We start from the raw sequence: 24,057 nt of genomic DNA on the forward strand, positions 1-24,057 counted from the left end.
GGATCTCCTCAGCAACCCGAGCCGCCGCGGCGCCGTACGACAGGTCGGCGAGCACGGTTCCGCCCGCCTCGACGTCGCCCCGGCGGCCGAGCCGCCGCCCGAGGTGGAGCCGCCGGCCGTCCAGCAGGGCACCGCGATGGGCGGGTACCGCTCCGCCCCGCTCACCGGGGCCGGGGTCGACGGCCTCCAGGCCACCGGGTACCTGCCGATCGTCCGGCCCGGCGCCGACGGGTTCCCGCCCGAGCTCGCCGCGATCGCACCGCAGTCGCCGCCCGGCCCGCGCGCCGAGCCGGCCCCGCCGAGCGCGCCCGACCCCGAGCAGGTGCTGGCGTCGTTCGTGTGGCGGTTCGACCCGGACACGCTGCGCGAGCAGATCGAGGGCGACGAGGTACAGCAGCTCACCGACATCCGCGACCAGCTCACCGCGAAGCTCAACGGTGTCGCCGACAACCCCACCCGGGCCCGCCTGCTCAGCCTGCGGGCGGTCGTGTCGCGGATCCTCGGCGACCTGCCCAAGGCGTTCGCCGACGGCAAGCTCGCCCTCGCGCACGCCGAGGCGACCGGCGAGCTGCGCCGCATCGCGATCGCGCAGGCCCGCCTGGCCCACGTGCTGCAGTGGCGGGAGGAGTTCGAGGAGGCCGACCGGCTGTTCACGCTGGCCAACTCGAGCGAGCTGCCCGACCGGCTGCGCGCCACGATGCACCAGCACGCCGGCAAGTGCGCCTACGACCAGGGCCGCTACATGGAGGCCTGCAACCACTTCGAGCGGGCCCTCGACCTGCGCAAGGAGGAGGACCCGGAGCTCATCGCGCAGACCGAGCTGGCGCTCGACGCGGTGTTCCGCCGGGTCGCCGAGAAGGGCTGGGGCCCGTATCCGCGCACCCGCGAGGAGACCCTGCAGATCCGCAAGCCGCCCTCGCCGGCGTTCGACGAGCAGACCCAGCGCTGGGGCTACATCGACCCCGAGGGCAACTTCGTCATCGGCCCCGGCTACCTCGACGTGCAGCCGTTCCGCGACGGCGTGTCCTGGGTGCAGCGGCAGGGCTCGGAGAGCTGGGAGCTCATCGACGACAGCGGCCGGGTGCTCATCGAGCCGACCGCCGGCTACCTCGGCGTGGGCAGCTTCTCCGACGGCGTCGCCTGGGTGTCGCGCGACGGCACCACCCGCTGGATCGCGATCGACAAGACCAACGCGGTGCTCATCTCGACCGGCTACGACGACGTGCGCCCGTTCCGGCGCGGGGTCGCGGCCGTGCGCCGGGGCCGGCACTGGGGCGCCGTCGACAGCGTCGGGCGGGTCGTGGTGTCGTTCCAGTACGACGGCTTCGCCACCGCGCTGCTCGACGGGCGGTACATCGACGGCTTCAGCGACGAGGGGCTCGCCGTCGTGTCGCTCGACGGGCGCAAGGGCGTGGTCGACCGCTCCGGGCGGGTCCTGGTGCCGCCGATCCACCACACGCTGATGATCCACCCGGTAGCGTTCCTCATCGCCGACGACTCGCAGCGCTGGGGCGCGCTCGACCGGCGCGGGCGGACCGTGATCGAGGCGACGTTCGCCAGCCGCACCGGCGTCACCGACGAGATCGACCGCCTCCTCGCGGACACCCGCCCCGTCATGTAAGGAGCGACCGATAGGGTCGGGGTATGGAGTTTCGACACCTCGGCCGTTCGGGATTGCTCGTCAGCGAGATCTCCTACGGCAACTGGATCACCCACGGCTCGCAGGTCGAGGCCGACCAGGCCACCGCCTGCGTCCACGCGGCCCTCGACCTCGGCATCACCACCTTCGACACCGCCGACGTCTACGCCGGCACCCGGGCGGAGGCCGTCCTGGGCGACGCGCTGAAGGGGCAGCGCCGCGAAGGCCTGGAGATCTTCACCAAGGTGTTCTGGCCGACCGGGCCCGGTCGCAACGACCGCGGGCTGTCCCGCAAGCACATCCTGGAGTCGATCAACGGGTCGCTGCGCCGCCTCCAGACCGACTACGTCGACCTCTACCAGGCCCACCGCTTCGACTACTCGACGCCGCTGGAAGAGACCATGCAGGCGTTCGCCGACGTGGTGCGCAGCGGCAAGGCGCTGTACATCGGCGTCTCCGAGTGGAAGGCGGAGGAGATCCGCGCCGCGCACGCGCTCGCTCGCGAGCTGCACGTCCAGCTGGTCTCCAACCAGCCGCAGTACTCGGCGCTCTACCGCGTGATCGAGGCCGAGGTCGTCCCGGCGTCGGAGGAGCTCGGCGTGGGGCAGATCGTCTGGTCGCCGCTCGCCCAGGGCGTCCTGACCGGCAAGTACCTGCCGGGCCAGCCGCCGCCGGCGGGGTCGCGGGCGACGGACGAGAAGTCGGGCGCGAACTTCATCTCGCGGCTGCTGAAGGACGACGTGCTCGCCGCGGTACAACAGCTGAAGCCCCTGGCGGAGCAGGCCGGCCTGACGATGGCCCAGCTCGGTGTCGCCTGGGTGCTGCAGAACCCGAACGTGTCGTCGGCCATCGTCGGCGCGACCCGCCCGGAGCAGCTCCAGGACAACGTGAAGGCGTCGGGTGTCAAGCTCGACGCGGAGCTGCTCAAGCGGATCGACGAGGTGCTCGCACCGGTCGTGGTCAGCGACCCGGCGCTCACCCAGAGCCCGGCCCAGCGGCCGTAGCAACGCTGAGGGGGCCGGCCGCGGGCCGGCCCCCTCAGCACAGCATCAGAAGTTCCAGAACTTGAACAGGTCGTAGCCGTCGCCGACCAGGTAGGACGGCAGGCCGATGGCGTCGCCGAGGCTGTAGACGACGTTGAAGAACCAGTTGTTGATCACCGGGGACCACAACAGGGCGATGAGCAGCAGCATGCCGTAGGGCGCGACGTGGTTGAAGCCGCGCTGCCACTGCGGCGACAGCCACGGGAAGACCAGGTTGCCGCCGTCGACGCCCGGCATCGGCACGAAGTTCAGCACGCTCGCCGTGAGCTGGAGGAACGCCAGGAACGCGAGCGCCGCCCAGAAGTCCAGGTGGCCGGTCTCGGCGAAGCCCAGGCTGAACGGCAGCACCATCACCACGGCCAGGACCAGGTTGGTCGCCGGACCGGCGAAGCTGATCAGGCTGTCGACGAACCGGCTGCGCACCGCCGAGTGGTTGACCCACACCGCGCCACCCGGCAGGCCGATGCCGCCGAGCAGCACGAAGACCAGCGGCAGCACGATGGACAGCAGCGGGTGGGTGTACTTCAGCGGGTCGAGCGTCAGGTAGCCGCGGTGCGCGATGTCGTGGTCGCCGCCCTTGAACGCGACGACGGCGTGCGCATACTCGTGGAGGCAGAGCGAGATCGTCCAGCCGGCGGCCACGAACAGGAACACGTTGATGGTGACGTTGCCGAACCCGGCCCACGTCATCCAGCCGGTGACCACGAACAGTGCCACCAGCCCGAGGAAGATGGGGCTCGGCCGGAACGCCTCCCGGGGCAGCCGCGCGACACTGTTGGTGTAGCGGCCGTACGACACCCGTCAGCCCCCCGTCGGCAACAGGCTCATCTTGTACTCCGTGCGGTCGTCCTCGGTGAGGATCGCCGTCGCGGCGCCCTTTGCCACCAGGTCGCGCCAGGTCTGCCCCAGCCACGACTCCGCGTCGGACTGGCTGGAAAACGCCTCGTTCGGGCCGTCGACCGGCCGGCGCTCAGCGTCTTCGAACCGCCACGTCCACGCCATGGTCACACTCCTGTCCCAGGTAGATGACATCGAGCGTATCGGCCCCAGCGCGCTGCGCCGACTCCGGCCACCGGAAAGTGCGCAGCGGGCCATACAGTAGGCCGCATGCGGTTGCTGGTGCTCGGAGGAATCCGGTCCGGGAAGTCGGAAGTGGCGGAGGCGCTCGTCGCCGGTGCTGACAGGGTGCGCTACGTCGCGACGTCTCCCGAGTCACCGGGCGGGACGCCCGACGCGGGCTGGTCGGCCCGGCTCGCCGCGCACCGCGCCCGGCGGCCGGAGAGCTGGCTGACCGAGGAGGTCGGCGCCGAGCCGGAGCGCCTCATGGAGCTGCTCACCGGCACGAAGCCGGATGAGGTCGTCCTGGTGGACGACCTGGGCGGCTGGCTGACCGCGATCTACGACGGGGCGGGCGACTGGTCCGACCCGGCCGCGGCCGACCGGCCGATCGGCGCCCTCGCCGACGCCGTCCGCGGCTGCCCGGCCGCGCTGCTGGTGCTCGTCGGGCCCGAGGTCGGCCTGGCCGTCATGCCGGCGACCGAGGCCGGCCGCACGTTCGCCGACGGCAGCGGCCTGCTCAACCAGCGGGTCGCCGCGGCCTGCGACGGCGTCGCCCTGGTCGTCGCCGGCGAGGTCAGCTGGCTGCGCGGCGGCGAGCTGGTCGGCAACGCCGGCAGCCGCGAGCAGACCGAGCCGCTCGCCGTGCCCGAGGCGCCCTTCGTCTTCGAGTCGGCCGGGGCCGGCTCCGTGCTGTCCACCGCCGACGGCGGCGACCTGCTGTCCTTCGCCCCCGGCCTGGAGCTGCCGCTGCCCGACGAGGCGACCGCGGCGGAGGCCGCCGAGCGGCTGCTGACCCTCAGGCTCAACGGCGCCGGCCTGGGCGGCCTGGTGCCGGTCGTCCGGTTCGCCGGCGGCGTGCAGGGCCGGCCCGACCCGCGCCCGTTCCAGCAGCCCCGCGTCATCGTGCTGCGTGGCGACCGGGCCGGCGGGTTCGCGGCCGGCGACTCGGCCGGGGCGGCCGACCAGCGCCTGGAGGACGTCGTCGAGGGCACCGGCACGATCGCGATGCTCGCCGCCACCGCCGGCGCGAGCGTCCAGGCGATCGACTGCCCGGAGGCCGGGCCGGCCGAGCTGCACGACGCGCTCGACGACGCGAGCGTCGACGCCGCCCTCACGCTGGGCTGGCGGCTCGCCGACGCGGCCGCCAACGAGGGCGTCGACCTGCTCGTGCTCGCCTCCTGCGGGGCGGGCTCCGACGCCGCCGCGGCGGCCGTCGTGGCGGTGCTCACCGGCGGCGAGCCGGCCGCCCTGCTCGGCCGGGTGACCAACGCGGCCGGCTTCGTCGACGACGCGGCCTGGATGCGCAAGGTCGCCGCGGTCCGCGACGCCCGGCACCGCATCCGCGCCCGCAGCCGCGACCCGCACGCGATCCTGTCGATGCTGGGCGGCGGCGACCTCGCGGTCGCCACCGGCCTGCTCATCGGCGCCGCCTCCCGGAAGCTGCCGATCATGGTCGACGGCCCGGTCGGCGTCGCCGCCGGCCTGGTCGCCCGCGACTACGGCGCGCAGACCCGGCACTGGCTGCTCATGCCCGACCACGGCGACAACCCGACCGTGAAGCTCGCCGCCGACGTGCTCGGCGTCACCCCGTTCCTGTCGCTCAAGCTCGGCCTGGGCGAGGGCGCGACGGCCCTGGCGGCGCTCCCGCTGGTCAACACGGCGCTGACGGTCGCCGCGGCCACCCCGGCCGCGCCCCCGCCGCCGCCCGACGAGCTCAGCGAGCAGGAGCGGATCGAGGCGGAGATCCAGCGGGTGGTGGCCGACTCGCCGACCGCGGAGATGCCGTACGTGAAACCGTCGTGGGAGGTCTGAGGCTCGCCCTGAGCCTGTTCACGGTCGCGCCGGTCCGGGCCGACCGCTTCGACCGCGCCACGGCCCGGGTGGCGATGGCGCTGGCGCCGCTGGCCGGCGCCCTGCTCGGCCTGGTCCTGGGCCTGCTTGGATGGGCCGCGGTGGCGCTGGGCGCGGCGCCCCTGCTGACGGCGGCGCTGCTGGTGGGGGCGGCGGTGCTGCTGACGCGAGCGCTGCACGTCGACGGGCTGGCGGACGTGGCGGACGGCCTGGGCTCCTACGCGCCGCCGGACCGCGCCCTGGAAATCATGAAAAAGTCGGACATCGGCCCATTCGGTGTGGCGGCCATCGCACTGGTACTGCTGGTCGACGCGGCGGCGCTTTCATCGATCATTTCCGGCATTTCCGATTTGTCCGGCGCAAGTGCGAGCGGCGCGGGAGCGGGCGGCGGCGTGAGCGGCGGCGCGGACGGGGCCGGCGGCGCGGGCGGCGGCACAGGCGTGGGCGGGGCCGAAGCGGGCGGCGGCGGGGCGGTGGACGCGTTCCTCGGTGCGCTCGACCGCATGCCGGGCGCGCTGCACGTCGTGCTGGTGGTCGTCGTCGCGTTCGCCGCCGGGAGGCTCGCCGCGACCGTCGCGTGCCGGCGGGGGCTGCCGGCCGCCCGGGCCGAGGGCCTGGGCGCGCTCGTCGCGGAGACCGTCCCGCTGCCCTTGATCGCCGTGTCCGCGCTGGTCATCGCCGGGCTCGCCGGACTCGTCGACCCCGTCCGCGGGCCGGTCGCGGTCGGCGCCGCCGTGGCCGTCGCCTGGGGACTCACGGCCCATGCGCGGCGGCGGTTCGGCGGGGTCACCGGGGACGTCATCGGCGGGGCCGTCGAGCTCTCCACCATGGCCGCGCTCGTGGTGCTCGCCACCGCGTGAGGCCCCGCCGGGGCGGGGCCTCGCAGCGGGTCAGCGGACGGAGGACTTCACGAACGGGGGCTTCACGACGCGCACCTGGGAGCGCCGGCCGCGCACGTCGAGGGCCACCTCGTCGCCCTCGCCAACGCCCGACGCCGTGTCGATCAGCGCCAGGCCGATGCCGACCTTGCGGGTCGGCGAGAACGTGCCGCTCGTCACCTCCCCGATCGGGGTGTCGCCCGCGAGGACCGTCATGTGGGCCCGCGGGATGCCCCGGTCGAGGGCCTCGATCCCCCACAGCAGGCGCCGCGGCCCGGCCTCCTTCTCGGCGGTCAGCGCCTCCCGGCCCCAGAACTCCGGCTTCTTCCAGCCCACCGCCCACCCGGCGCGGGCCTGGACGGGGCTGATCTCCAGGGAGAGGTCCTGGCCGTGCAGCGGGTAGCCCATCTCGGTCCGCAGCGTGTCGCGGGCGGCCAGGCCGCACGGGCGGGCCCCGGCCCCGACGATCGCGTCCCACAGGGTGTGGGCGTCGTGGGACGGCACGACCAACTCGTAGCCGTGCTCGCCGGTGTAGCCGGTGCGGCAGACCACGACGTCCGTGCCGGCGTAGGCGGAGACGGTGAAGCTCATGTAGTCGTGGTCGGTCGGCAGGTGCAGGCCGGCCAGCAGTTCGGCCGAGCGGGGGCCCTGCACGGCGAGGACGGCGAACAGCTCGTGCTGTTCGACGACCGAGATGCCGTTCGGGGCGGCGGCGGCGAGCCGGCCCACCACCTCGGCGGTGTTGGCCGCGTTGGGGATGAGGAACACGTCGTCGTCGCCGAACCGGTACGCGATGAGGTCGTCCACCACGCCCCCGTCCTCGGCGAGGCACAGGGTGTACTGCGCCTGGCCCGCGGCGATGCGGTCGAGGTCGTTGCTGAGGCAGCGGTTCACGAACGCGGCGGCGCTCCGGCCGCGCACCCGGGCCTTGCCCAGGTGGGACACGTCGAAGACGCCCACATCCTCCCGGACGGCGGTGTGCTCCTTGAGCACGCCACCCCCGGCGTACTCCAAGGGCATCTCCCAGCCACCGAACGCCGCGAACTTGGCACCGAGCGCCGCATGGCGGTGATACAACGCGGGGTGCCGCAAGGGTTGGGTCATGTCCGCAACCTATCGCGTTGGTTATCGTGTCCAGCACCCGATTCGGCGGCATGCTGAAGCTGCGGTGAACGCACCGAGACGACACCATCAGTGATGTGGAGCCCGAGTGACCTCCCTGACCCTGGCCGACACCGACCCAGCCGAGCTCGCCGTCGACGCCGTCGTCATCGGCGTGTACGCCCACGAGGGCGGCGATGCCAAGCTGCTGCTCGCCCCCGGCGCCGAGCGCGTCGCCGCGGCGTTCAGCGACCGGCCGGGCGGCGGGCTGGCCGAGACCCTGCGCGTCCTCGGCGCGACCGGCGCCGTCGGCGAGGTGACGAAGCTCGCCGCATTCGGCGCCGTCGCCGCGCCCCTGGTGGTGGCCGTCGGCCTCGGCCCGGAGCCCGCCGGCGCCGCCCCGGCGGCGGAGACCCTGCGCCGGGCGGCCGGCGCGGCGGCCCGGGCCCTGGCCGGGTCGGCCTCGGCCGCCCTGGTGCTACCGGTGGCCGACCGCGACGGCGGGACCGACGCCGAGCTCACGGCGGGTGTCCGGGCCGTGGCCGAGGGCGCGCTGCTGGGCGCCTACCGCTTCGCGGGGTACAAGACCAAGGCGGCCGCGGGACGCCGCGAGCCGCTGCGCAAGGCCCTGGTACACGTGCCGGACACCGCCTCGAAGGCGGCCAAGGCGGCGCTCAAGCGCTCGGTCACCGTGGCCGCCGCGGTGGCGCGCACCCGCGACTGGATCAACACCGCCCCCAACGAGCTGCGCCCGCCGCAGTTCGCCGACGCGGTGGCCGCGGCGGCCGGCGAGGTGTCCCTGTCGGTGTCGGTGCTCGACGAGAAGGCGCTCGCGAAGCAGGGGTACGGCGGCATCCTGGCCGTCGGCCTGGGGTCGGCCGCGGCACCGCGGCTGGTCCGCATCGCCTACGAGCCGGCCGGCGCGACCCGGCGGGTGGCGCTCGTCGGCAAGGGCATCACCTTCGACACCGGCGGCGTGTCGATCAAGCCGGCGGCCGGCATGTGGGAGATGAAGTCCGATATGTCCGGGGCGGCGGCGGTCGCCGCGGCGATGATCGCGATCGCCCAGCTCAAGCCCAAGGTGGCCGTGGTCGGCTATGCCCCGATGGCCGAGAACATGGCCTCCGGCAGCGCGTACCGGCCGGGTGACGTCGTGTCGATGTACAACGGCAAGCAGGTCGAGGTGCTCAACACCGACGCCGAGGGGCGCATGATCCTGGGCGACGCCATCGCCCGGGCCTGCGAGGACGAGCCCGACTACCTGTTCGAGGTGTCGACGCTCACCGGCGGCCAGGTCATCGCGCTCGGCAAGCGGATCTCCGGGGTCATGGGCACGCCGGAGCTGTGCGAGCGGGTCCGGGAGGCCGGCGAGCGCACCGGCGAGCCGATGTGGCCGATGCCGCTGCCCGAGGACGTCCGCAAGGGCATGGAGTCGGACGTGGCGGACATCTCACAGGTCAACGCGGGCATGGACCGGGCCGGCCACATGCTGCAGGGCGGGGTGTTCCTGTCCGAGTTCGTGGCCGAGGGCGTCCAGTGGGCCCACATCGACATCGCCGGCCCCAGCTACCACGCCGGCGAGCCGTTCGGCTACTGGAGCAAGGGTGGCACCGGCGTGTCGGTGCGCACCCTGATCGACCTGGTCGAGGAGATCGCCGGCGAGCGGTAGTGCTAGGTGGCGCGCTTGTTGCGTGCGTTGTAGTCGCGCATCCGCTGCGGATAGCCGACCAGCGCCGTGTCGTAGATCGGCATGCTCAGGCGGTGCGCGAACTGGCGCGCCGCCTGAGGGCTCTCCATGCGCCGGCGGGTCCACTCGCCGTCATGGGCGATGAGCAGAAGTGTCGTCTCCGTCACGGTCGTGCGCGGTTCGATGAAGCCCTCGACCCCGCGCCGGGACCGCACGAACTCCTCGAGGTGGGCGAGATCCTCACGGCTCGCGGTGCGCCCACCGGCCGCCGGCCTGCGTCGGCGAAACCATGCCACGATCGCTCCTCCTCTATGAGTTGGCGCCCAGCGTACGACGGCGGGGCATGTATGCAGTGTCCCAGTCGCCGCCCGTGGGGGCACCTACCGTCGCAGGCGGGCAGCGCAAGTGACAAGATGGCCAAGGATCGTCATGCGAAGGGCGAACCCCGCATTCGCACCGCCACGGGTCACCGGGCCCGTGCATCACCTGGGAGAATTCGTGAGCGACCCACACGCCAACTCCTTCGACGTCCTGATCCTGGGCGGCGGCAGCGGCGGCTACGCGGCCGCGTTCCGCGCCGCGCAGCTCGGCCTCTCCGTCGCGCTGGTCGAGAAGGACAAGCTGGGCGGCACCTGCCTGCACCGCGGCTGCATCCCGACCAAGGCGCTCCTGCACGCCGGCGAGGTCGCCGACGCGGCACGCGAGGCGGACCAGTTCGGCATCCAGGCCACGTTCAACGGCGTCGACATGAAGGCGGTCAACGCCTACAAGGACGGCGTGGTCACGAAGCTGTACAAGGGCCTCCAGGGCCTGGCCAAGGCACGCAAGGTGCAGCTGATCGAGGGCGAGGGCCGCCTGGTGGCGCCCGACGCCGTCGAGGTCGGCGGCACGCGGTACTCGGCGAAGAACATCGTCCTGGCCACCGGGTCGTACTCGAAGACCCTCCCGGGCCTGGTCGTCGACGGCGAGCGGGTGATCACCAGCGAGCACGCGCTGAACCTCGACCACGTGCCGGCGTCCGCGGTGATCCTCGGCGGCGGCGTCATCGGCTGCGAGTTCGCGAGCGCCTGGAAGTCCTTCGGCGTCGACGTGACGATCGTCGAGGCCCTCCCGCGGCTGCTCGCGGTCGAGGACGAGGCCAGCTCGAAGGCGGTGGAGCGCGCGTTCCGCAAGCGCGGCATCGCGTTCAAGGTCGGCAAGCCGTTCGAGGACGTCAAGCACACCGACGGCGGGGTCCGGGTGAGCATCCAGGGCGGCGAGACGATCGAGGCGGAGCTGCTGCTCGTCGCCGTCGGCCGCGGCCCGACGACCGCCAACCTGGGATACGAGGAGCAGGGCGTCAAGATGGAGCGCGGGTTCGTCCTCACCGACGAGCGGCTGCGCACCTCGGTGCCCGGCGTCTACGCCGTCGGCGACATCGTGCCGGGTGTCCAGCTCGCCCACCGGGGCTTCCAGCAGGGCATCTTCGTGGCCGAGGAGATCGCCGGCCAGCACCCGCAGGTGATCGACGAGGCGGGCATCCCCCGCGTGACGTACTCCGAGCCGGAGGTCGCCTCGGTCGGCCTCAACGAGTCGAAGGCCCGCGAGCTGCACGGCGACAACGTCGAGACGGTGCAGTACGACCTCACCGGCAACGGCAAGAGCCAGATCCTCAAGACCGCCGGCTTCGTGAAGCTGGTCCGGGTCAAGGACGGCCCGGTCGTCGGCGTCCACATGGTGGGCGCCCGGGTCAGCGAGCTCATCGGCGAGGCCCAGTTGATCTACAACTGGGAGGCGTTCCCGGGCGACGTCGCCCCGCTCGTGCACATGCACCCCACGCAGAACGAGGCTCTCGGTGAGGCGCACCTGGCGCTCGCCGGCAAGCCGCTCCACGTCCACTAAGAACCTTTAGGAGTAGTTTCAGATGCCGGTATCGGTCACCATGCCCCGGCTGGGCGAGAGCGTCACCGAGGGAACCGTCACCCGCTGGTTGAAGCAGGAAGGCGACCAGGTCGAGGCCGACGAGCCGCTGCTCGAGGTCTCCACCGACAAGGTCGACACCGAGATCCCGTCGCCGGCGGCCGGCGTCCTCACGCGCATCGTCGTGCAGGAGGACGAGACCGCCGAGGTTGGCGCCGAGCTCGCCGTGATCGGCGACGGCGCGGAGGGCGGGTCCGGCGGCGCTGCCGCCCCCGCTGAGGCCGCCGAGGCCGAGCCGGAGCCCGCACAGGAGCCCGAGGCGCCGGCCGCCGCGCCCGAGCCGCAGGCCGCCGCGCCGCAGGCCACCGGTGGCGGCGAGGGCACCGCGGTGAAGATGCCCGCGCTCGGCGAGAGCGTCACCGAGGGCACCGTCACCCGCTGGCTCAAGCAGGTCGGCGACCAGATCGAGGCCGACGAGCCGCTGCTCGAGGTCTCCACCGACAAGGTCGACACCGAGATCCCGTCGCCGGTCGCCGGCACGCTGCTGGAGATCAAGGTCCAGGAGGACGAGACCGTCGAGGTCGGCGCCGACCTGGCCGTGATCGGGGCCGCGGGCGGTGCCCCGGCCGCCGCCGCGCCCGCGAAGGCGGAGCCCAAGCCGGAGCCGAAGGCCGAGCCCAAGGCCGAGCCCAAGCCGGAGCCGAAGGTCGCCGCGCCGAAGGTGGCCGAGCCGCAGCCCGCGGCCGGCGCCCCGGTCGAGGCCGGCCCGGCGACGAGCGTCACCGCCGGCGGCAACGGCAAGGTGGAGGGCGACGAGGCCGGCTACGTCACGCCGCTGGTCCGCAAGCTCGCCGCCGAGCACGGCGTCAACCTGGCCGGCCTGGCCGGCACGGGCGTCGGCGGCCGCATCCGCAAGCAGGACGTCCTCGACGCCGCGGCCAAGGCCAAGGCGGCCGCGGCGAAGCCGGTCGTGGCCCCCGCCGCGGCGCCGGCCGCGACCAAGGCGGCACCGGCCCCCAAGGCGGCGCCGAGCCCGCTGCGTGGCCAGACCCAGAAGCTGACCCGCATGCGCGCGCTCATCGCCCGCCGCATGGTCGAGTCGCTGCAGGTCTCGGCCCAGCTCACGACGGTCGTCGAGGTCGACGTGACCCGGGTCGCGAAGCTGCGGGCGCAGGCCAAGGACCAGTTCCTCGCCACCCACGGCGTGAAGCTGTCGTTCCTGCCGTTCTTCGCCCTGGCCGCGGTCGAGGCCCTGCGGGTGCACCCGTCGGTGAACTCCTCGATCGACCTGGAGGCCGGCACTGTCACGTACCACGACGCCGAGCACCTGGGCATGGCGGTCGACACCGAGAAGGGCCTGATCGTCCCGGTCATCAAGCACGCGGGCGACCTCAACCTCGGCGGCCTGGCCAAGCGCATCGCCGACGTGGCCGACCGCACCCGCACCAACAAGCTCAACCCGGACGACATCACCGGCGGCACGTTCACGCTGACCAACACCGGCAGCCGCGGCGCGCTGTTCGACACGCCGATCATCAACCAGCCGCAGGTGGCCATCCTGGGCACCGGCGCGGTCGTGAAGCGCGCGGTCGTCGTCAACGACCCCGACCTGGGTGAGATCATCGCGCCGCGGTCGATGGTGTACCTCGCCCTGTCGTACGACCACCGCATCGTCGACGGCGCCGACGCCGCCCGCTTCCTCACCACGGTGAAGGAGCGGCTGGAGGCCGGCCACTTCGAGGCCGACCTGGGCCTGTAGGCCCGCACGCCCGATCGAAGGGACGTCCCGCCGGGTGCGGGGCGTCCCTTCGGCATTTCCGGGAATGATGGAGCCCATGCAGATCGTGATCGCGGGAGCGTCCGGGTTCCTCGGCAAGCGGCTGGTGCCGCACCTGCGCCGGTCCGGCCACGAGGTGACCCGGCTCGTCCGCCGGCCGCCGCGCGCCGCCGACGAGGTGGAGTGGGACCCGGTCGCCGAGTTCGTCGACACGGCGCTGATCCAGCGGGCCGACGCGGTGATCAACCTGGCCGGCGCCGGGGTCGGCGACCGGCGGTGGACCGCGCAGTACAAGCGGGTCCTGGTGGCCAGCCGGGTCGACAGCACCGGGACGCTGGCCCGGGCGGTCGCGGCCGCCGAGCCGCGGCCGCGGGTGCTGCTCAGCGCGTCGGGCGTCGGCTACTACGGCGACACCGGCGACGAGGCCGTGGACGAGCGTGCCCCGGCCGGCGACTCGTTCCTCGCGGACCTGTGCAAGGTGTGGGAGGCCGCGACCGAGCCCGCCGAGTTGGCCGGCACCCGGGTCGCGCTGCTGCGCACGGGCCTGCCGCTGGCGCGCGACGGCGGGCTGCTGCGGCCGTTGTACGTCCAGTTCCAGCTGTTCGGGGGCGGCCGGATGGGCAGCGGCCGGCAGTACTGGCCGTGGATATCGGTCCCGGACTGGCTGGAGGCGGTGACGTTCCTGCTCGACCACGACGTCTCCGGGCCGGTCAACCTCACCGGCCCGGAGCCCGTGCGTAACGCGGAGTTCGCCGACGCCCTCGCCGCCGAGCTGCGCCGCCCGCACCTGTTCCCGGTGCCGGGCCTCGCGCTGCGGACGGTCGCGGGTGAGTTCGCGGGCGAGGCCCTGGCCAGCCAGCGGGTGCTTCCGGCGGTACTGACCGAGCAGGGCTTCGTCTTCCGCCACCCGACCGTCCGCCAGGCCCTGGCCTGGGCCGTCCGCGCCTAACAGACGGAGTCGGCGATCACCCAGTAGTTCGCGCCGGTCTGCTGGAGGCCGTGCGTGGTGAACACGTTGTAGAGGCCCATGCTCTGGTTCGAGCCGTTGGCGTAGACGTAGCCGCCGCTCATGTGGGCGCGCCCGGCGCTGACGTGCGCGTAGTTGGAGGCGCGGACGCAAGGGCCCGCAGTCGGGGACGGGGTCGGCGACGCCGTCGGCGAGGCGGTCGGGGACACGGTCGGCGACGCGGTCGGCGACGCCGTGCCGTTGTCGAGGCCCCAGTCCTTCGCCTGGTAGTACGACGAGCAGATGGTGTCCTTGTAGTAGGTCCCGGCGGTGCCGCACTGCTCCGTCGCGCTGCCCGGGTCGACGGGTGTGGCGTGGGTCATGCCGGACACGAGGTACACCTTCACCTTGTCGCCGTAGTCGGACAGCGACGTGCCGCCGGGCAGCGACGCCGTCGAGGTCGGGGTCTGGGACACGCCGAGCACGTTGGTCCACTGGTCGCGCAGCTCGGTGGCGTTGGCCGGGGCGACCGTGGTGTCCGAGGTGCCGTGCCAGATCGCGACCCGCGGGCGGGCGCCCGAGTAGCCGGAGTACGCGGCGCGGACCAGGTCGCCCCACGCCGCCGGGGTCTTGTCGACGCCGGGGTTCATGCAGCTGTACGCGTTGAGCGTCGACGTCGCGCAGCGGTACGCGATGCCAGCCATGATGGCGCCGCCGGCGAACACGTCGGGGTACGTGGCGAGCATCACGGCGGTCATCGCGCCGCCGGCGGAGAGGCCGGTGACGTAGACCCGGGACGCGTTCACGCCATAGTTGGCCACGGCGTAGTCGACCATCTGCCGGATCGACAGCGCCTCGCCGCCACCGCGGGCCGTGTCGCCCGTCTCGAACCAGTTGAAGCAGCTGGTGGCATTGTTGGCCGACTTCTGCTCGGGCAGGACCAGGGCGAACTTCCACAGGTCGGCGTACTTGCGCCAGCCCGCGTTGGTGAAGTAGTCGGTGGCGTTCTGGGTGCAGCCGTGCATCGCCACCACCAGCGGCGCGCCGCTGGGCATGCCGTCGGGGCGATAGCTGTACATCGTGAGGTTGCCGGGGTTGGAGCCGAAGCTCGCGACGCTGGTCAGGCTGGCGGCGTAGGCGGGCGAGGCGGCGACGGTGAGGCCGGTGGCGGCCGCGACCATCGCGAGCAACGGCAGGATCAGGCGCAACATCCTGGGCATGGCGGTGCCCTTTCCGGAAGGGAGACGTTGTGGGGAGCACCACGCTAGGTGTGAACTTCGACGCATCACTATGTCCGGAAGCCACACATTCCAGGCCTGGCGAGTTGACCGGGCCGCGGGGTTAGGCTGCATCCGTGACCAGCACTCTTGGGCTACAGATCGTCAGGGCGGGACTCGTCGACTACGAGGCCGCCCTGGCCGAACAGCGGCGGATCCACGAGGCCGTCGCCGACGGCGCGCAATCCGACACGGTGCTGCTGCTCGAGCACCCGAGCGTCTACACGGCCGGCAAGCGGACCGAGCCGGCCGACCGGCCGTTCGACGGCACGCCGGTGATCGACGTCGACCGCGGCGGGAAGATCACCTGGCACGGGCCGGGCCAGCTGGTGGGCTACCCGATCATCCGGCTCGCCGACCCGGTCGACGTGGTCGCCTACGTGCGGCGGATGGAGCAGCTGCTCATCGACGTCTGCGCCGAGTTCGGGCTGGCGACGGTCCGCGTCGACGGCCGCAGCGGCGTGTGGGTGCCGGCCGACGAGCGCGGCCCCGACCGCAAGGTCGCCGCGATCGGGATCCGGGTGGCGCGCGGGGTGACCCTGCACGGGTTCGCGCTGAACGCCGACTGCGACCTGTCGCGGTACGACATCTTCGTCCCCTGTGGCATCCGGGACGCCGGCGTGACCTCGCTCTCCGCCGAGCTGGGCCGCGACGTCACCGTCGAGGAGGTCCTGCCGGTCGTCGAGCGGCACCTCACGACGCTGTACTGACGCGGTAGGCCACGACCGGGATCACCTCCGGGTCGACGTCGTCGAGGCGGTCCCCGTCCTCGTCGCACCGGAAGCCGAAGAGTGCGTGCATCGACCGGCAGGTCAGGTCCGCGTCGTCGCCGGACCGCTCGAACGGCAGCGGCTCGCCCTCGTCCTCGCGGACCGCCGGGTCGGGGCAGACGCTGCGCAGGCGCACCCCGCTGCCGTCGCGCCACAGGCCGTAGCTGCACCACTCGGCGTCGCCGTGCGCGGCGTGGAGGTACACGTTGCGCCGCCGCGTCGCCGCGAGGACCACCGGGTCGAGCTCGGACGGCCGCCGGGGCGTCAGGTGCCAGCTGCAGACCAGGTCGAGGCCGGCGAAGCAGCCGACGTAGACCACGCCGGCCGGCGGGTTCAGCGCGTCGCGCAGCAGCACGTCGCCGATCTCCTCGACGTCCGCCGCCGGGAAGAGCCGCTCGGCGAGGGCTCTCGTGGCGGGCTTGTCCAGCACCGGGCAGGCCCGCAGTACATCGATCGGATTGCCGTCGGCGAAGACCACCAACGTGTCGTTCAGCGCCACACCTGAGGTGGTTACCGGACCCGAGTATTCAGAAACCTCGCGAACGTGACGTCAATCGCGTTCCCAGCGCTTGGGCAAGCACCCGGCGTAGTCTTCGTCAGGTGACCGCCGTTGTTCCCGAAGGTCGTCGTCTGCTGCGCATCGAGGCGCGAAACGCGGAGACGCCGATTGAGCGCAAGCCACCGTGGATCAAGGTCTCGGCGAAGATGGGACCCGAATACACGCATCTGCGGGGCCTCGTCCAACGCGAGGGCCTCCACACGGTCTGCCAGGAAGCCGGCTGTCCCAACATCTACGAGTGCTGGGAAGACCGCGAGGCGACGTTCCTCATCGGCGGCGACCAATGCACGCGTCGTTGTGACTTCTGTCAGATCGACACTGGGAAGCCGGCCGAGTTCGACGCGGACGAGCCGCGGCGGGTGGCCGAGTCGGTGGCGACGATGGGCCTGAGGTACGCCACCGTGACCGGCGTCGCCCGCGACGACCTGCCCGACGGGGGCGCGTGGCTCTACGCGGAGACCGTCCGGCAGATCCACGGGCTGGTCGACGGCTGCGGCGTCGAGCTGCTGATCCCGGACTTCAACGGCGACCCGGCGCTGCTCGCCGAGGTGTTCGCCGCCCGGCCCGAGGTCCTCGCGCACAACGTCGAGACGGTGCCGCGGATCTTCAAGCGGATCCGGCCCGCGTTCCGGTACGAGCGCTCGCTCGACGTGATCACGCAGGCGCGCGCCGCCGGGCTGGTCACCAAGTCGAACCTGATCCTGGGGCTCGGCGAGGAGCGTGCCGAGGTCACCCAGGCGCTGCGGGACCTCTACGAGGCCGGGTGCGAGCTGGTGACCATCACGCAGTACCTCCGGCCGACGCCCCGCCACCACCCGGTCGAGCGCTGGGTGAAGCCCGAGGAGTTCGTCGAGCTGCGCGAGGAGGCCGAGCAGATCGGCTTCGCGGGCGTGCTCAGCGGGCCGCTGGTGCGCTCCTCCTACCGGGCCGGGCGGCTGTACCGCCAGGCGCTGGACAGCCGGGCGCTGAAGGCTTGACCGCGTCCCACTAGACTCGGTGGTATGGCAAAGGCCCAGGAGCCGGAGAAGGTCGGGTTCTTCACCCGGCTGAAGCAGATCGGCATGGTGTTCTCGTTCACCGCAAAGCGGGACAAGGTGTTCCTGCCGCTGGTGATCACGGTGATCGCGGTGCCGCTCATCGCGGTCGGCGTGCTGTTCGGCATCGGCGTGCTGTCCTGGATCTGGCTGCCGATGGGCATCCTGCTGGCCCTGCTGGGCACGGTCATCGTGCTCAACCTCCGCTCGCAGAAGGCGATGATGAAGGAGGCCGAGGGCCAGCCCGGCGCGGCCGCCTCGATCATCGAGAACATGCGCGGCGACTGGCGGGTCACCCCCGCCGTGGCGTCGACGACGCAGTTCGACATGGTGCACCTGATCATCGGGCGGCCGGGCGTCATCCTCCTCGGCGAGGGCAACCCGAGCCGGGTCAAGGGCCTGATCAACCAGGAGCGCCGCCGGCTGGTCAAGGTGATCGGCAACGCCGAGCTGCGCGACTTCATGATCGGCAACGAAGAGGGGCAGCTGCCCCTGGCCAAGCTGCGCAGCACGTTGATCCGGCTGCCGCGCACGATCACCGGCAAGGACGTCAACGCCCTCGACAAGCGGCTCAAGGCCCTGTCGGCCCGCCCGCAGATGCCGCGGGGCGCCATGCCGAAGAACATGAAGCCGCCGAAGGGCGCCTTCAAGGCGATGCGCGGCCGCTAGGCCTGCCTAGGCGCTGACCACGACGGAGCCCGCGGCCTTGTCATGAAGGCCGCGCTGGTTCGAGTCCATGATCAGTGCGGTGACCAGCGGCAGCATCACGACGCCGCGCAGCAGCGCCCGCGGCACGCCCAGCGCGGTGCCTGTGTCCAGCGACACACAGCGGATGCGCATCAGCTTCATGCCGACGGTCTGCGTGAAGAAGCCGACGAACAGCGCGTACTCGACCACGAGAATGCCCGGGGCGAGCCACGGCTCCCGGACCGGGTCGGCGAACGCGCCCGCGATGAGCAGGCACAGCAGCCAGTCGATGAGCAGGGCACCGAAGCGCCGCGAAAGCGCGGCCTGGACGTGTTCCACGGCGGCCCAGACTACCGAACCGCTGTTGGTCTCCTCACTCCCTGCTCACGGTTGGCGAAACACAGCGGAAACAATTGGGACACGCATGGGCAATCGCACGGTTCTACGGTCGCGACCAACCAGCCACCTTCACACTGAAGTGATCACCAGACTGGTTAGGCCTGCGACCTGGAGGACGAGTGTTCGCCAATTCTGACGAGCTGCTGCGATACGTGAAGGACGAGGGCGTCCGCTTCGTCGACGTGCGCTTCTGTGACCTGCCGGGTGTCATGCAGCACTTCAATGTCCCGGTGGAGTCGTTCGACGAGTCGGTGTTCAGCGACGGCCTGGCGTTCGACGGCTCGTCGATCCGTGGCTTCCAGGCGATCCACGAGTCGGACATGCTGCTGCTGCCGGACCCGACGTCGGCCTTCATCGACCCGTTCCGGGTCGAGAAGACCCTGGCGCTGAACTTCTTCATCCACGACCCGTTCACCCGCGAGGCCTACTCGCGTGACCCGCGCAACGTGGCGAAGAAGGCCGAGGCGTACCTCAAGTCGAGCGGCATCGCCGACACCGCCTACTTCGGCCCCGAGGCCGAGTTCTACATCTTCGACTCGATCCGGCACGAGACCTCGGCGAACCAGGCCTACTACTACATCGACTCGATCGAGGGCTGGTGGAACTCCGGCAAGGACGAGCCGGGCGGCAACCGGGGTTACAAGACCGCCTACAAGGGCGGCTACTTCCCGGTCCCGCCGGTCGACCACTACGCCGACCTGCGTGACCAGATCGTGCAGAAGCTGCTGGGCGCCGGCTTCGTCGTCGAGCGCTCGCACCACGAGGTCGGCACCGCCGGCCAGGCCGAGATCAACTACAAGTTCTCGACCCTGCTGCACGCGGGCGACCAGCTCCAGCTGTTCAAGTACATCGTGAAGAACACGGCGTGGGCCGCCGGCAAGACGGCGACCTTCATGCCGAAGCCGCTCTTCGGCGACAACGGCTCGGGCATGCACACCCACCAGTCGCTGTGGCTGGGTGGCGAGCCGCTGTTCTACGACGAGGCCGGCTACGGCGGCCTGTCGGACACGGCCCGCTGGTACATCGGCGGCCTGCTGCACCACGCCCCGTCGCTGCTCGCCTTCACCAACCCGACGGTCAACTCGTACCGCCGCCTGGTGCCGGGCTACGAGGCGCCGGTCAACCTGGTGTACTCGCAGCGCAACCGCTCGGCCTGCACCCGCATCCCGGTCACGGGCACCAACGCGAAGGCCAAGCGCGTCGAGTTCCGCGTCCCGGACCCGTCGGCCAACGTCTACCTGGCGTTCGCGTCGATGCTGATGGCCGGCCTGGACGGCATCAAGAACAAGATCGAGCCGCCGGCCCCGATCGACAAGGACCTGTACGACCTCCCGCCGGAGGAGGTCGCCAACGTCAAGCAGGTCCCGGGCTCGCTGCCCGAGGTGCTGGACTCGCTGGAGGCCGACCACGGCTTCCTCCTCGAGGGCGGCGTGTTCACCCAGGACCTGGTGGACACCTGGATCTCGTACAAGCGCGCCAACGAGGTCGACCCGGTGCGCCTGCGCCCGACCCCGCACGAGTTCGCGATGTACTACGACGTGTGACCTGCCCGGTCCCACAGGTTCTGGCACGAGCGGCCCGCCCCTTTCCGGGGGCGGGCCGCTCCGCGTTTCGGCCCGGCGTCGCGACTACCGAGGGCGGATCATGGGCCGCGCCGCGACGATGTGGGCCATGATCCCGAAGGGTTCTGGTACCCAGGGATACCAAAAGTCTTCGCGATCACGGCCGCCGGCGGCGGGTCAGGAGGGGTGGTAGATCCGCTCGACGGCCTGGCGGGCGTGTCTGGCCACGCGGAGGTACTCGTCCAGGAACTCCTGGGGCTCCGCGCCGTGGCCCAGGACGCGGGCCGCGGCGGCCAGGTCGGGGCCCTGTCTCGGGAGCTGGTCCGAGGCGCGGCCGCGGACCAGCGTCATCAGGTTGCGGACCTGGGACGCCTGGCGCCAGGCCGCGCGCAGGGCCGCGGCGTCGGGCTCGGTGACCAGGTCGGCCGCGGCGGCGGCCGACAGCGCCTCCAGGGTGCGGGTGGTGCGCAGGGGCGGGATCGTCGAGCCGTGGCGGAGCTGGAGGAGCTGGACCGTCCACTCCACGTCGGTCAGGCCGCCGCGGCCCAGCTTGGTGTGCGTGGCGGGGTCGGCGCCGCGCGGGAGGCGCTCACTGTCGACGCGGGCCTTCAGCCGGCGGATCTCGTGGATCTGCTCGCGGCTCAGGCCGCCGTCGGGGTAGCGCTTCGTGTCGGCGATGGCCAGGAAGCGGGCGGCCAGGTCCGCGTCGCCGGCCACGTAGCGGGCGCGGAGCAGGGCCTGCGCCTCCCAGACCGACGACCAGCGGGTGTAGTACTGGCGGTACGCCCCCAGGCTGCGCACCAGCGGGCCCTGGCGGCCCTCCGGGCGCAGGTCGGCGTCTACGCCCAGGGGCGGGTCGTGGGCCGGGCGGGCCAGCAGGCGGCGCAGCTCCTCCGCCACCGTCAGGGCGGCCCCGCTGGCGGCGTCGTCGGCCATGCCCGGGGGCGGCTCGTAGACGAACAGGACGTCGGCGTCGGACGGGTAGCTGGTCTCGTGGCCGCCCAGCCGGCCCATGCCGATGATCGCGAACGGCAGCGGGGTGGCGAGGGCGGCGGTGACGCCGAGGGTGGCCCGGAGCGTGGCGTCGATGACGGCGGACAGGGCCGTGCCGACCTCCGTGACGTCGAGCAGGCCCAGCAGGTCGGCGGCGGCGATCCGGAACAGCTCGCGGCGGCGCAGGGCGCGGACCGCGTTGATCGCCGTCTCCGGGTCGGGGTGGCGGGCGGCGGCGGCCGCGAAGCCCTCGGTGAGGGTCTCGGCGGAGCGCGGGACGAGCTCGGTGTCGTCGGCGAGCAGTCGCAGCGCCTCCGGGTCGTGGACGAGCAGCTCGGTCACGTAGCGCGACAGCGCCAGGAGGCGGGCCAGGCGCAGCGCCACCGGGCCCTCGTCGCGCAGCAGCCGCAGGTACCACGGCGTGTTCCCGACCTTCTCCGACACCTGCCGGTAGGCGAGCAGGCCGCGGTCCGGCTCGGGGGCGTCGGCGAACTCGCTGAGCAGCGCCGGCAGCAGCTGCCGCTGGATGGCCGCCGTGCGCGAGACGCCGCCGGTGAGGGCCTGGAGGTGGCGCAGCGCGCCGGCCGGGTCGGCGAAGCCGAGCACCTCCAGGCGGGCGCGGGCGGCGTCGGGCGTGAGCCGCAGCTGCTCGCTGGGCACCCGGGCGACCGCCTCCAGCAGCGGCCGGTAGAACAGCTTGGCGTGCAGCCGGCGGACCTCGCCGGCATGGCGGACCCAGTCGGCGCGGAACGACTCGACGGCGTCGCGGGCGGCGCTCGGGCGGTAGCCGAGGGCGTGCGCGAGCCAGCGCAGCGCGTCCGGGTCGTCGGGCACGGTGTGGGTGCGGCGCAGGCGCTGCAGCTGGAGCCGGTGCTCGACGACGCGCAGGAAGCGGTACGCCCGCAGCAGCGCCTCGCCGTCGGCCAGCCCGACGTAGCCGCCCTCGATGAGCGCCCGCAGCCCGGCGAGGGTCGTGGGGGTGCGCAGCGACTCGTCGCCCCGGCCGTGGACGAGCTGGAGCAGCTGGACGGCGAACTCGATGTCGCGCAGCCCGCCCGGGCCGCGCTTGATCTCGCGCTCGACCTCGGCCCGCGGGATGGCCTCGATGATCCGCCGGCGCATCGCCCGCACCTCGTCGACCGCCTCGGGCCGCTCGGCGGCGGCCCAGATGAGCGGCTGGAGCTCGGCCAGCCACTGCTCCCCCAGGGCCCGGTCGCCGGCGGCCGGGCGGGCCTTGAGCAGGGCCTGGAACTCCCAGGTCTTCGCCCACTTCCGGTAATAGGCGAGGTGGGAGGCGACGGTGCGCACCAGCGTGCCGCGGCTGCCCTCGGGGCGCAGGGCCGCGTCGACCGGCCAGGCGACGAACCCGCAGATCTCCATCATCCGGGCGGCGAGCGCGCTGCCGGCCCGCATCGCGACCTCGACCTCGACGTCGTCGGAGGCCGGCTCGGCGACGAACACCACGTCGACGTCGCTGACGTAGTTGAGCTCCTGGCCGCCGCACTTGCCCATGGCGACCACGGCCAGCCGGCAGGCGGCGGCGTGCTCCGGGGCCTCGGCGACCGCGATGCCGAGCGCGGCCACCAGGGTGGCGTCGGCGAGCTCGGTGAGGCGCCGCATGGTCACCTCGACGTCGGCCGCCGCCGTCAGGTCGGCCGCCACGATCCGCAGGAGTTCCCGCCGGTACCCCTGACGCAGCGACGGGACGGTGGACACCTCGCGGCTCGCGTAGCCGGCCGCGCGGTGGTTCTGCTCGCCCTGGAGCTCCCGCCACTCGCCGGGGTTGGCGACGAGCAGGTCGCCGAGCGTGGCCGACACGCCGAGGACGCCGACGAGCCGGCGGCGCAGCGCCCGGTCGGTGAGGACCTCGGTGCGCAGCTCCTCGCCGGCCGACTCGTAGAGCCGGTGCAGCTGGAAGAGGGCCAGGTCGGGGTCGGCGGCGAAGTACAGGGTGTCGAGCACCGCCGCGGCGTCGTCGTCGATCGGCTTGCCGGCCGCCGGGTCCCACAGCCGCAGGCCCTCCGGCCCGGTCATCAGCTCGGCGCGGTCACCGTCGATGAAGCCGAACCGTGCGAGGTGGGTCGCCATCAACGCGGCCCGAGCAGCGGCAGCGAGCGCAGCCCGCCCTCGCCGTGCGGGGTGCGGCCGAGCGCGACCGCCGCGAACCGCTCCGCGAACGGCCGCCAGACCTCGGCCAGGTCGTCCTGGGCGGCGTCGACGGACTCCAGCAGCTCGACGGCGTCGATGCCGAGCTCGCCCAGCGTGCCGACACCGTCCATCGCCCACGCCGCGAACATCTCGGTGTCGCACTCGATGTGGAACTGCAGGCCCCAGGCCGAGCCGCCGATCCGGAACGCCTGGACCGGGTAGTGCGTCGACGCGGCGAGCAGGACGGCGTTGACGGGCAGCTCGACGATCTCGTCGACGTGCCACTGCAGGACGTCGGGCGCGAACGGCACCGCGGCGAAGACCGGGTCGTTGTCGGCGACGTCGCGGCGGGCGGCGAGGCGCACGCCGATCTCGGGCCCGGCGGAGCTGCGCTCGACCGTGCCGCCGTGGGCCTGCGCGAGCAGCTGCGCCCCGAGACACACCGCCAGCGTCGGTACCTTGTGCCGGACCGCCTTGCGCAGCAGCCCTTCGAGGGCGTCGAACCAGGGGGACGCGCGCTCGCCGGACGCGTCGGGGAAGGCGTCCTGCTCACCGCCCATCACCACGAGCGCCGCGTAGCCGTCCAGGTCGGCCGGGAGGGGGTCGCCGGCGTGCGGGCGGACCACGTCGAGCGTGAGACCGCCGCCGGTCAGCCAGTCCCCGAGCCGGCGCACATCGTCGGTCGGGTCGTTCTCGACCACCAGCGCCACATTGCCCCGCGGAGAACCTTCGATCGTCACGCACCGAC

21 protein-coding genes are annotated in these 24,057 nt (G+C 72.8%); 12 read left to right on the top strand and 9 right to left on the bottom strand.

Annotation, left to right across the window (positions count from 1 at the left end):
• On the top strand, nucleotides 1–1,621 hold a 1,621-nt coding region (locus ABZS66_RS03890; protein ID WP_354754850.1), incomplete at its 5' end, for a WG repeat-containing protein.
• 23 nt (nucleotides 1,622–1,644) lie between these two features.
• The gene (locus tag ABZS66_RS03895; RefSeq protein ID WP_354754852.1) at nucleotides 1,645–2,643 is read left to right on the top strand and encodes an aldo/keto reductase family protein; all 999 of its coding nucleotides are present in this window, start codon (nucleotides 1,645–1,647) and stop codon (nucleotides 2,641–2,643) included.
• A gap of 45 nt (nucleotides 2,644–2,688) precedes the next feature.
• Here ABZS66_RS03895 and ABZS66_RS03900 read toward each other — a convergent pair whose 3' ends face one another.
• Together ABZS66_RS03900 and ABZS66_RS03905 are read right to left on the bottom strand one after the other, a co-directional pair.
• Nucleotides 2,689–3,480, bottom strand: coding sequence for a site-2 protease family protein (locus tag ABZS66_RS03900; protein WP_354754854.1), 792 nt, complete (start codon nucleotides 3,478–3,480; stop codon nucleotides 2,689–2,691).
• Between the two features lie 3 nt (nucleotides 3,481–3,483).
• Entirely contained in the window at nucleotides 3,484–3,684 is a 201-nt protein-coding gene (locus ABZS66_RS03905) for a hypothetical protein (protein WP_354754856.1), read from the bottom strand.
• A 105-nt stretch (nucleotides 3,685–3,789) separates the two neighbouring features.
• On the opposite strand from ABZS66_RS03905, the gene ABZS66_RS03910 reads away from it, so the two are divergent.
• Nucleotides 3,790–5,553 (top strand): bifunctional adenosylcobinamide kinase/adenosylcobinamide-phosphate guanylyltransferase, encoded by a 1,764-nt coding sequence (locus ABZS66_RS03910; RefSeq protein WP_354754858.1) that lies wholly within the window; start codon nucleotides 3,790–3,792, stop codon nucleotides 5,551–5,553.
• A complete protein-coding gene (locus ABZS66_RS03915; protein WP_354754860.1) occupies nucleotides 5,541–6,452 on the top strand; it encodes an adenosylcobinamide-GDP ribazoletransferase in 912 nt (303 codons plus the stop codon). The genes ABZS66_RS03910 and ABZS66_RS03915 overlap by 13 nt, the downstream gene beginning before the upstream one ends.
• Before the next feature lie 30 nt (nucleotides 6,453–6,482).
• On the opposite strand, the gene gcvT is transcribed toward ABZS66_RS03915, so the two are convergent.
• The gene (gene gcvT, locus ABZS66_RS03920; RefSeq protein WP_354754862.1) at nucleotides 6,483–7,574 is read right to left on the bottom strand and encodes a glycine cleavage system aminomethyltransferase GcvT; all 1,092 of its coding nucleotides are present in this window, start codon (nucleotides 7,572–7,574) and stop codon (nucleotides 6,483–6,485) included.
• A 106-nt stretch (nucleotides 7,575–7,680) separates the two neighbouring features.
• Here gcvT and ABZS66_RS03925 point away from each other — a divergent pair, with 106 nt between their 5' ends.
• The gene (locus ABZS66_RS03925) at nucleotides 7,681–9,240 is read left to right on the top strand and encodes a leucyl aminopeptidase (protein ID WP_354754864.1); all 1,560 of its coding nucleotides are present in this window, start codon (nucleotides 7,681–7,683) and stop codon (nucleotides 9,238–9,240) included.
• 2 nt (nucleotides 9,241–9,242) lie between these two features.
• On the opposite strand, the gene ABZS66_RS03930 is transcribed toward ABZS66_RS03925, so the two are convergent.
• Nucleotides 9,243–9,554 (bottom strand): hypothetical protein, encoded by a 312-nt coding sequence (locus tag ABZS66_RS03930; RefSeq protein WP_354754866.1) that lies wholly within the window; start codon nucleotides 9,552–9,554, stop codon nucleotides 9,243–9,245.
• A 202-nt stretch (nucleotides 9,555–9,756) separates the two neighbouring features.
• Between ABZS66_RS03930 and lpdA the strand changes: the two genes are divergently transcribed.
• The 3 genes from lpdA to ABZS66_RS03945 all read left to right on the top strand — a co-directional run bounded on the left by lpdA (nucleotide 9,757) and on the right by ABZS66_RS03945 (nucleotide 13,883).
• Entirely contained in the window at nucleotides 9,757–11,139 is a 1,383-nt protein-coding gene (gene lpdA / locus ABZS66_RS03935; protein WP_354754868.1) for a dihydrolipoyl dehydrogenase, read from the top strand.
• A gap of 22 nt (nucleotides 11,140–11,161) precedes the next feature.
• Complete coding sequence (sucB, locus tag ABZS66_RS03940) at nucleotides 11,162–12,916, top strand: 2-oxoglutarate dehydrogenase, E2 component, dihydrolipoamide succinyltransferase (RefSeq protein WP_354754870.1); 1,755 nt, start codon at nucleotides 11,162–11,164, stop codon at nucleotides 12,914–12,916.
• A 76-nt stretch (nucleotides 12,917–12,992) separates the two neighbouring features.
• Nucleotides 12,993–13,883, top strand: a complete 891-nt coding sequence (locus ABZS66_RS03945) for a TIGR01777 family oxidoreductase (protein WP_354754872.1) — start codon at nucleotides 12,993–12,995, stop codon at nucleotides 13,881–13,883.
• Here the strand turns inward: ABZS66_RS03945 and ABZS66_RS03950 are convergent.
• Nucleotides 13,880–15,091 (bottom strand): PHB depolymerase family esterase, encoded by a 1,212-nt coding sequence (locus ABZS66_RS03950; protein WP_354754874.1) that lies wholly within the window; start codon nucleotides 15,089–15,091, stop codon nucleotides 13,880–13,882. The genes ABZS66_RS03945 and ABZS66_RS03950 overlap by 4 nt on opposite strands.
• A gap of 143 nt (nucleotides 15,092–15,234) precedes the next feature.
• On the opposite strand from ABZS66_RS03950, the gene lipB reads away from it, so the two are divergent.
• Nucleotides 15,235–15,867 carry a lipoyl(octanoyl) transferase LipB gene (lipB, locus tag ABZS66_RS03955; RefSeq protein WP_354754875.1) on the top strand — a complete coding sequence of 211 codons (633 nt, stop codon included), beginning with the start codon at nucleotides 15,235–15,237 and terminating at the stop codon, nucleotides 15,865–15,867.
• Here the strand turns inward: lipB and ABZS66_RS03960 are convergent.
• Nucleotides 15,851–16,426 carry a hypothetical protein gene (locus ABZS66_RS03960; RefSeq protein WP_354754877.1) on the bottom strand — a complete coding sequence of 192 codons (576 nt, stop codon included), beginning with the start codon at nucleotides 16,424–16,426 and terminating at the stop codon, nucleotides 15,851–15,853. The two genes, lipB and ABZS66_RS03960, sit on opposite strands and share 17 nt — an antisense overlap.
• Nucleotides 16,427–16,527: 101 nt before the next feature.
• Between ABZS66_RS03960 and lipA the strand changes: the two genes are divergently transcribed.
• Both lipA and ABZS66_RS03970 read left to right on the top strand, forming a co-directional pair.
• Nucleotides 16,528–17,463, top strand: a complete 936-nt coding sequence (lipA, locus tag ABZS66_RS03965) for a lipoyl synthase (RefSeq protein ID WP_354754879.1) — start codon at nucleotides 16,528–16,530, stop codon at nucleotides 17,461–17,463.
• Nucleotides 17,464–17,487: 24 nt separating this feature from the next.
• Nucleotides 17,488–18,189 (top strand): DUF4191 domain-containing protein, encoded by a 702-nt coding sequence (locus tag ABZS66_RS03970; RefSeq protein WP_354754881.1) that lies wholly within the window; start codon nucleotides 17,488–17,490, stop codon nucleotides 18,187–18,189.
• Nucleotides 18,190–18,195: 6 nt separating this feature from the next.
• Here the strand turns inward: ABZS66_RS03970 and ABZS66_RS03975 are convergent, their stop codons facing one another.
• Nucleotides 18,196–18,546, bottom strand: coding sequence for an RDD family protein (locus ABZS66_RS03975; RefSeq protein ID WP_354754883.1), 351 nt, complete (start codon nucleotides 18,544–18,546; stop codon nucleotides 18,196–18,198).
• 179 nt (nucleotides 18,547–18,725) lie between these two features.
• Here ABZS66_RS03975 and glnA point away from each other — a divergent pair, with 179 nt between their 5' ends.
• The gene (glnA, locus tag ABZS66_RS03980) at nucleotides 18,726–20,150 is read left to right on the top strand and encodes a type I glutamate--ammonia ligase (RefSeq protein WP_354754885.1); all 1,425 of its coding nucleotides are present in this window, start codon (nucleotides 18,726–18,728) and stop codon (nucleotides 20,148–20,150) included.
• A 195-nt stretch (nucleotides 20,151–20,345) separates the two neighbouring features.
• Here glnA and ABZS66_RS03985 read toward each other — a convergent pair whose 3' ends face one another.
• Both ABZS66_RS03985 and ABZS66_RS03990 read right to left on the bottom strand, forming a co-directional pair.
• Nucleotides 20,346–23,249 (bottom strand): bifunctional [glutamine synthetase] adenylyltransferase/[glutamine synthetase]-adenylyl-L-tyrosine phosphorylase, encoded by a 2,904-nt coding sequence (locus tag ABZS66_RS03985; RefSeq protein WP_354754886.1) that lies wholly within the window; start codon nucleotides 23,247–23,249, stop codon nucleotides 20,346–20,348.
• On the bottom strand, nucleotides 23,249–24,043 hold the full coding sequence (locus tag ABZS66_RS03990; RefSeq protein ID WP_354755153.1) for a type 1 glutamine amidotransferase: 795 nt from the start codon (nucleotides 24,041–24,043) through the stop codon (nucleotides 23,249–23,251). The genes ABZS66_RS03985 and ABZS66_RS03990 overlap by 1 nt, the downstream gene beginning before the upstream one ends.
• Nucleotides 24,044–24,057 lie beyond the last annotated feature (14 nt).

The organism is Dactylosporangium sp. NPDC005572, from assembly GCF_040605515.1.
GTDB lineage: Bacteria > Actinomycetota > Actinomycetes > Mycobacteriales > Micromonosporaceae > Dactylosporangium.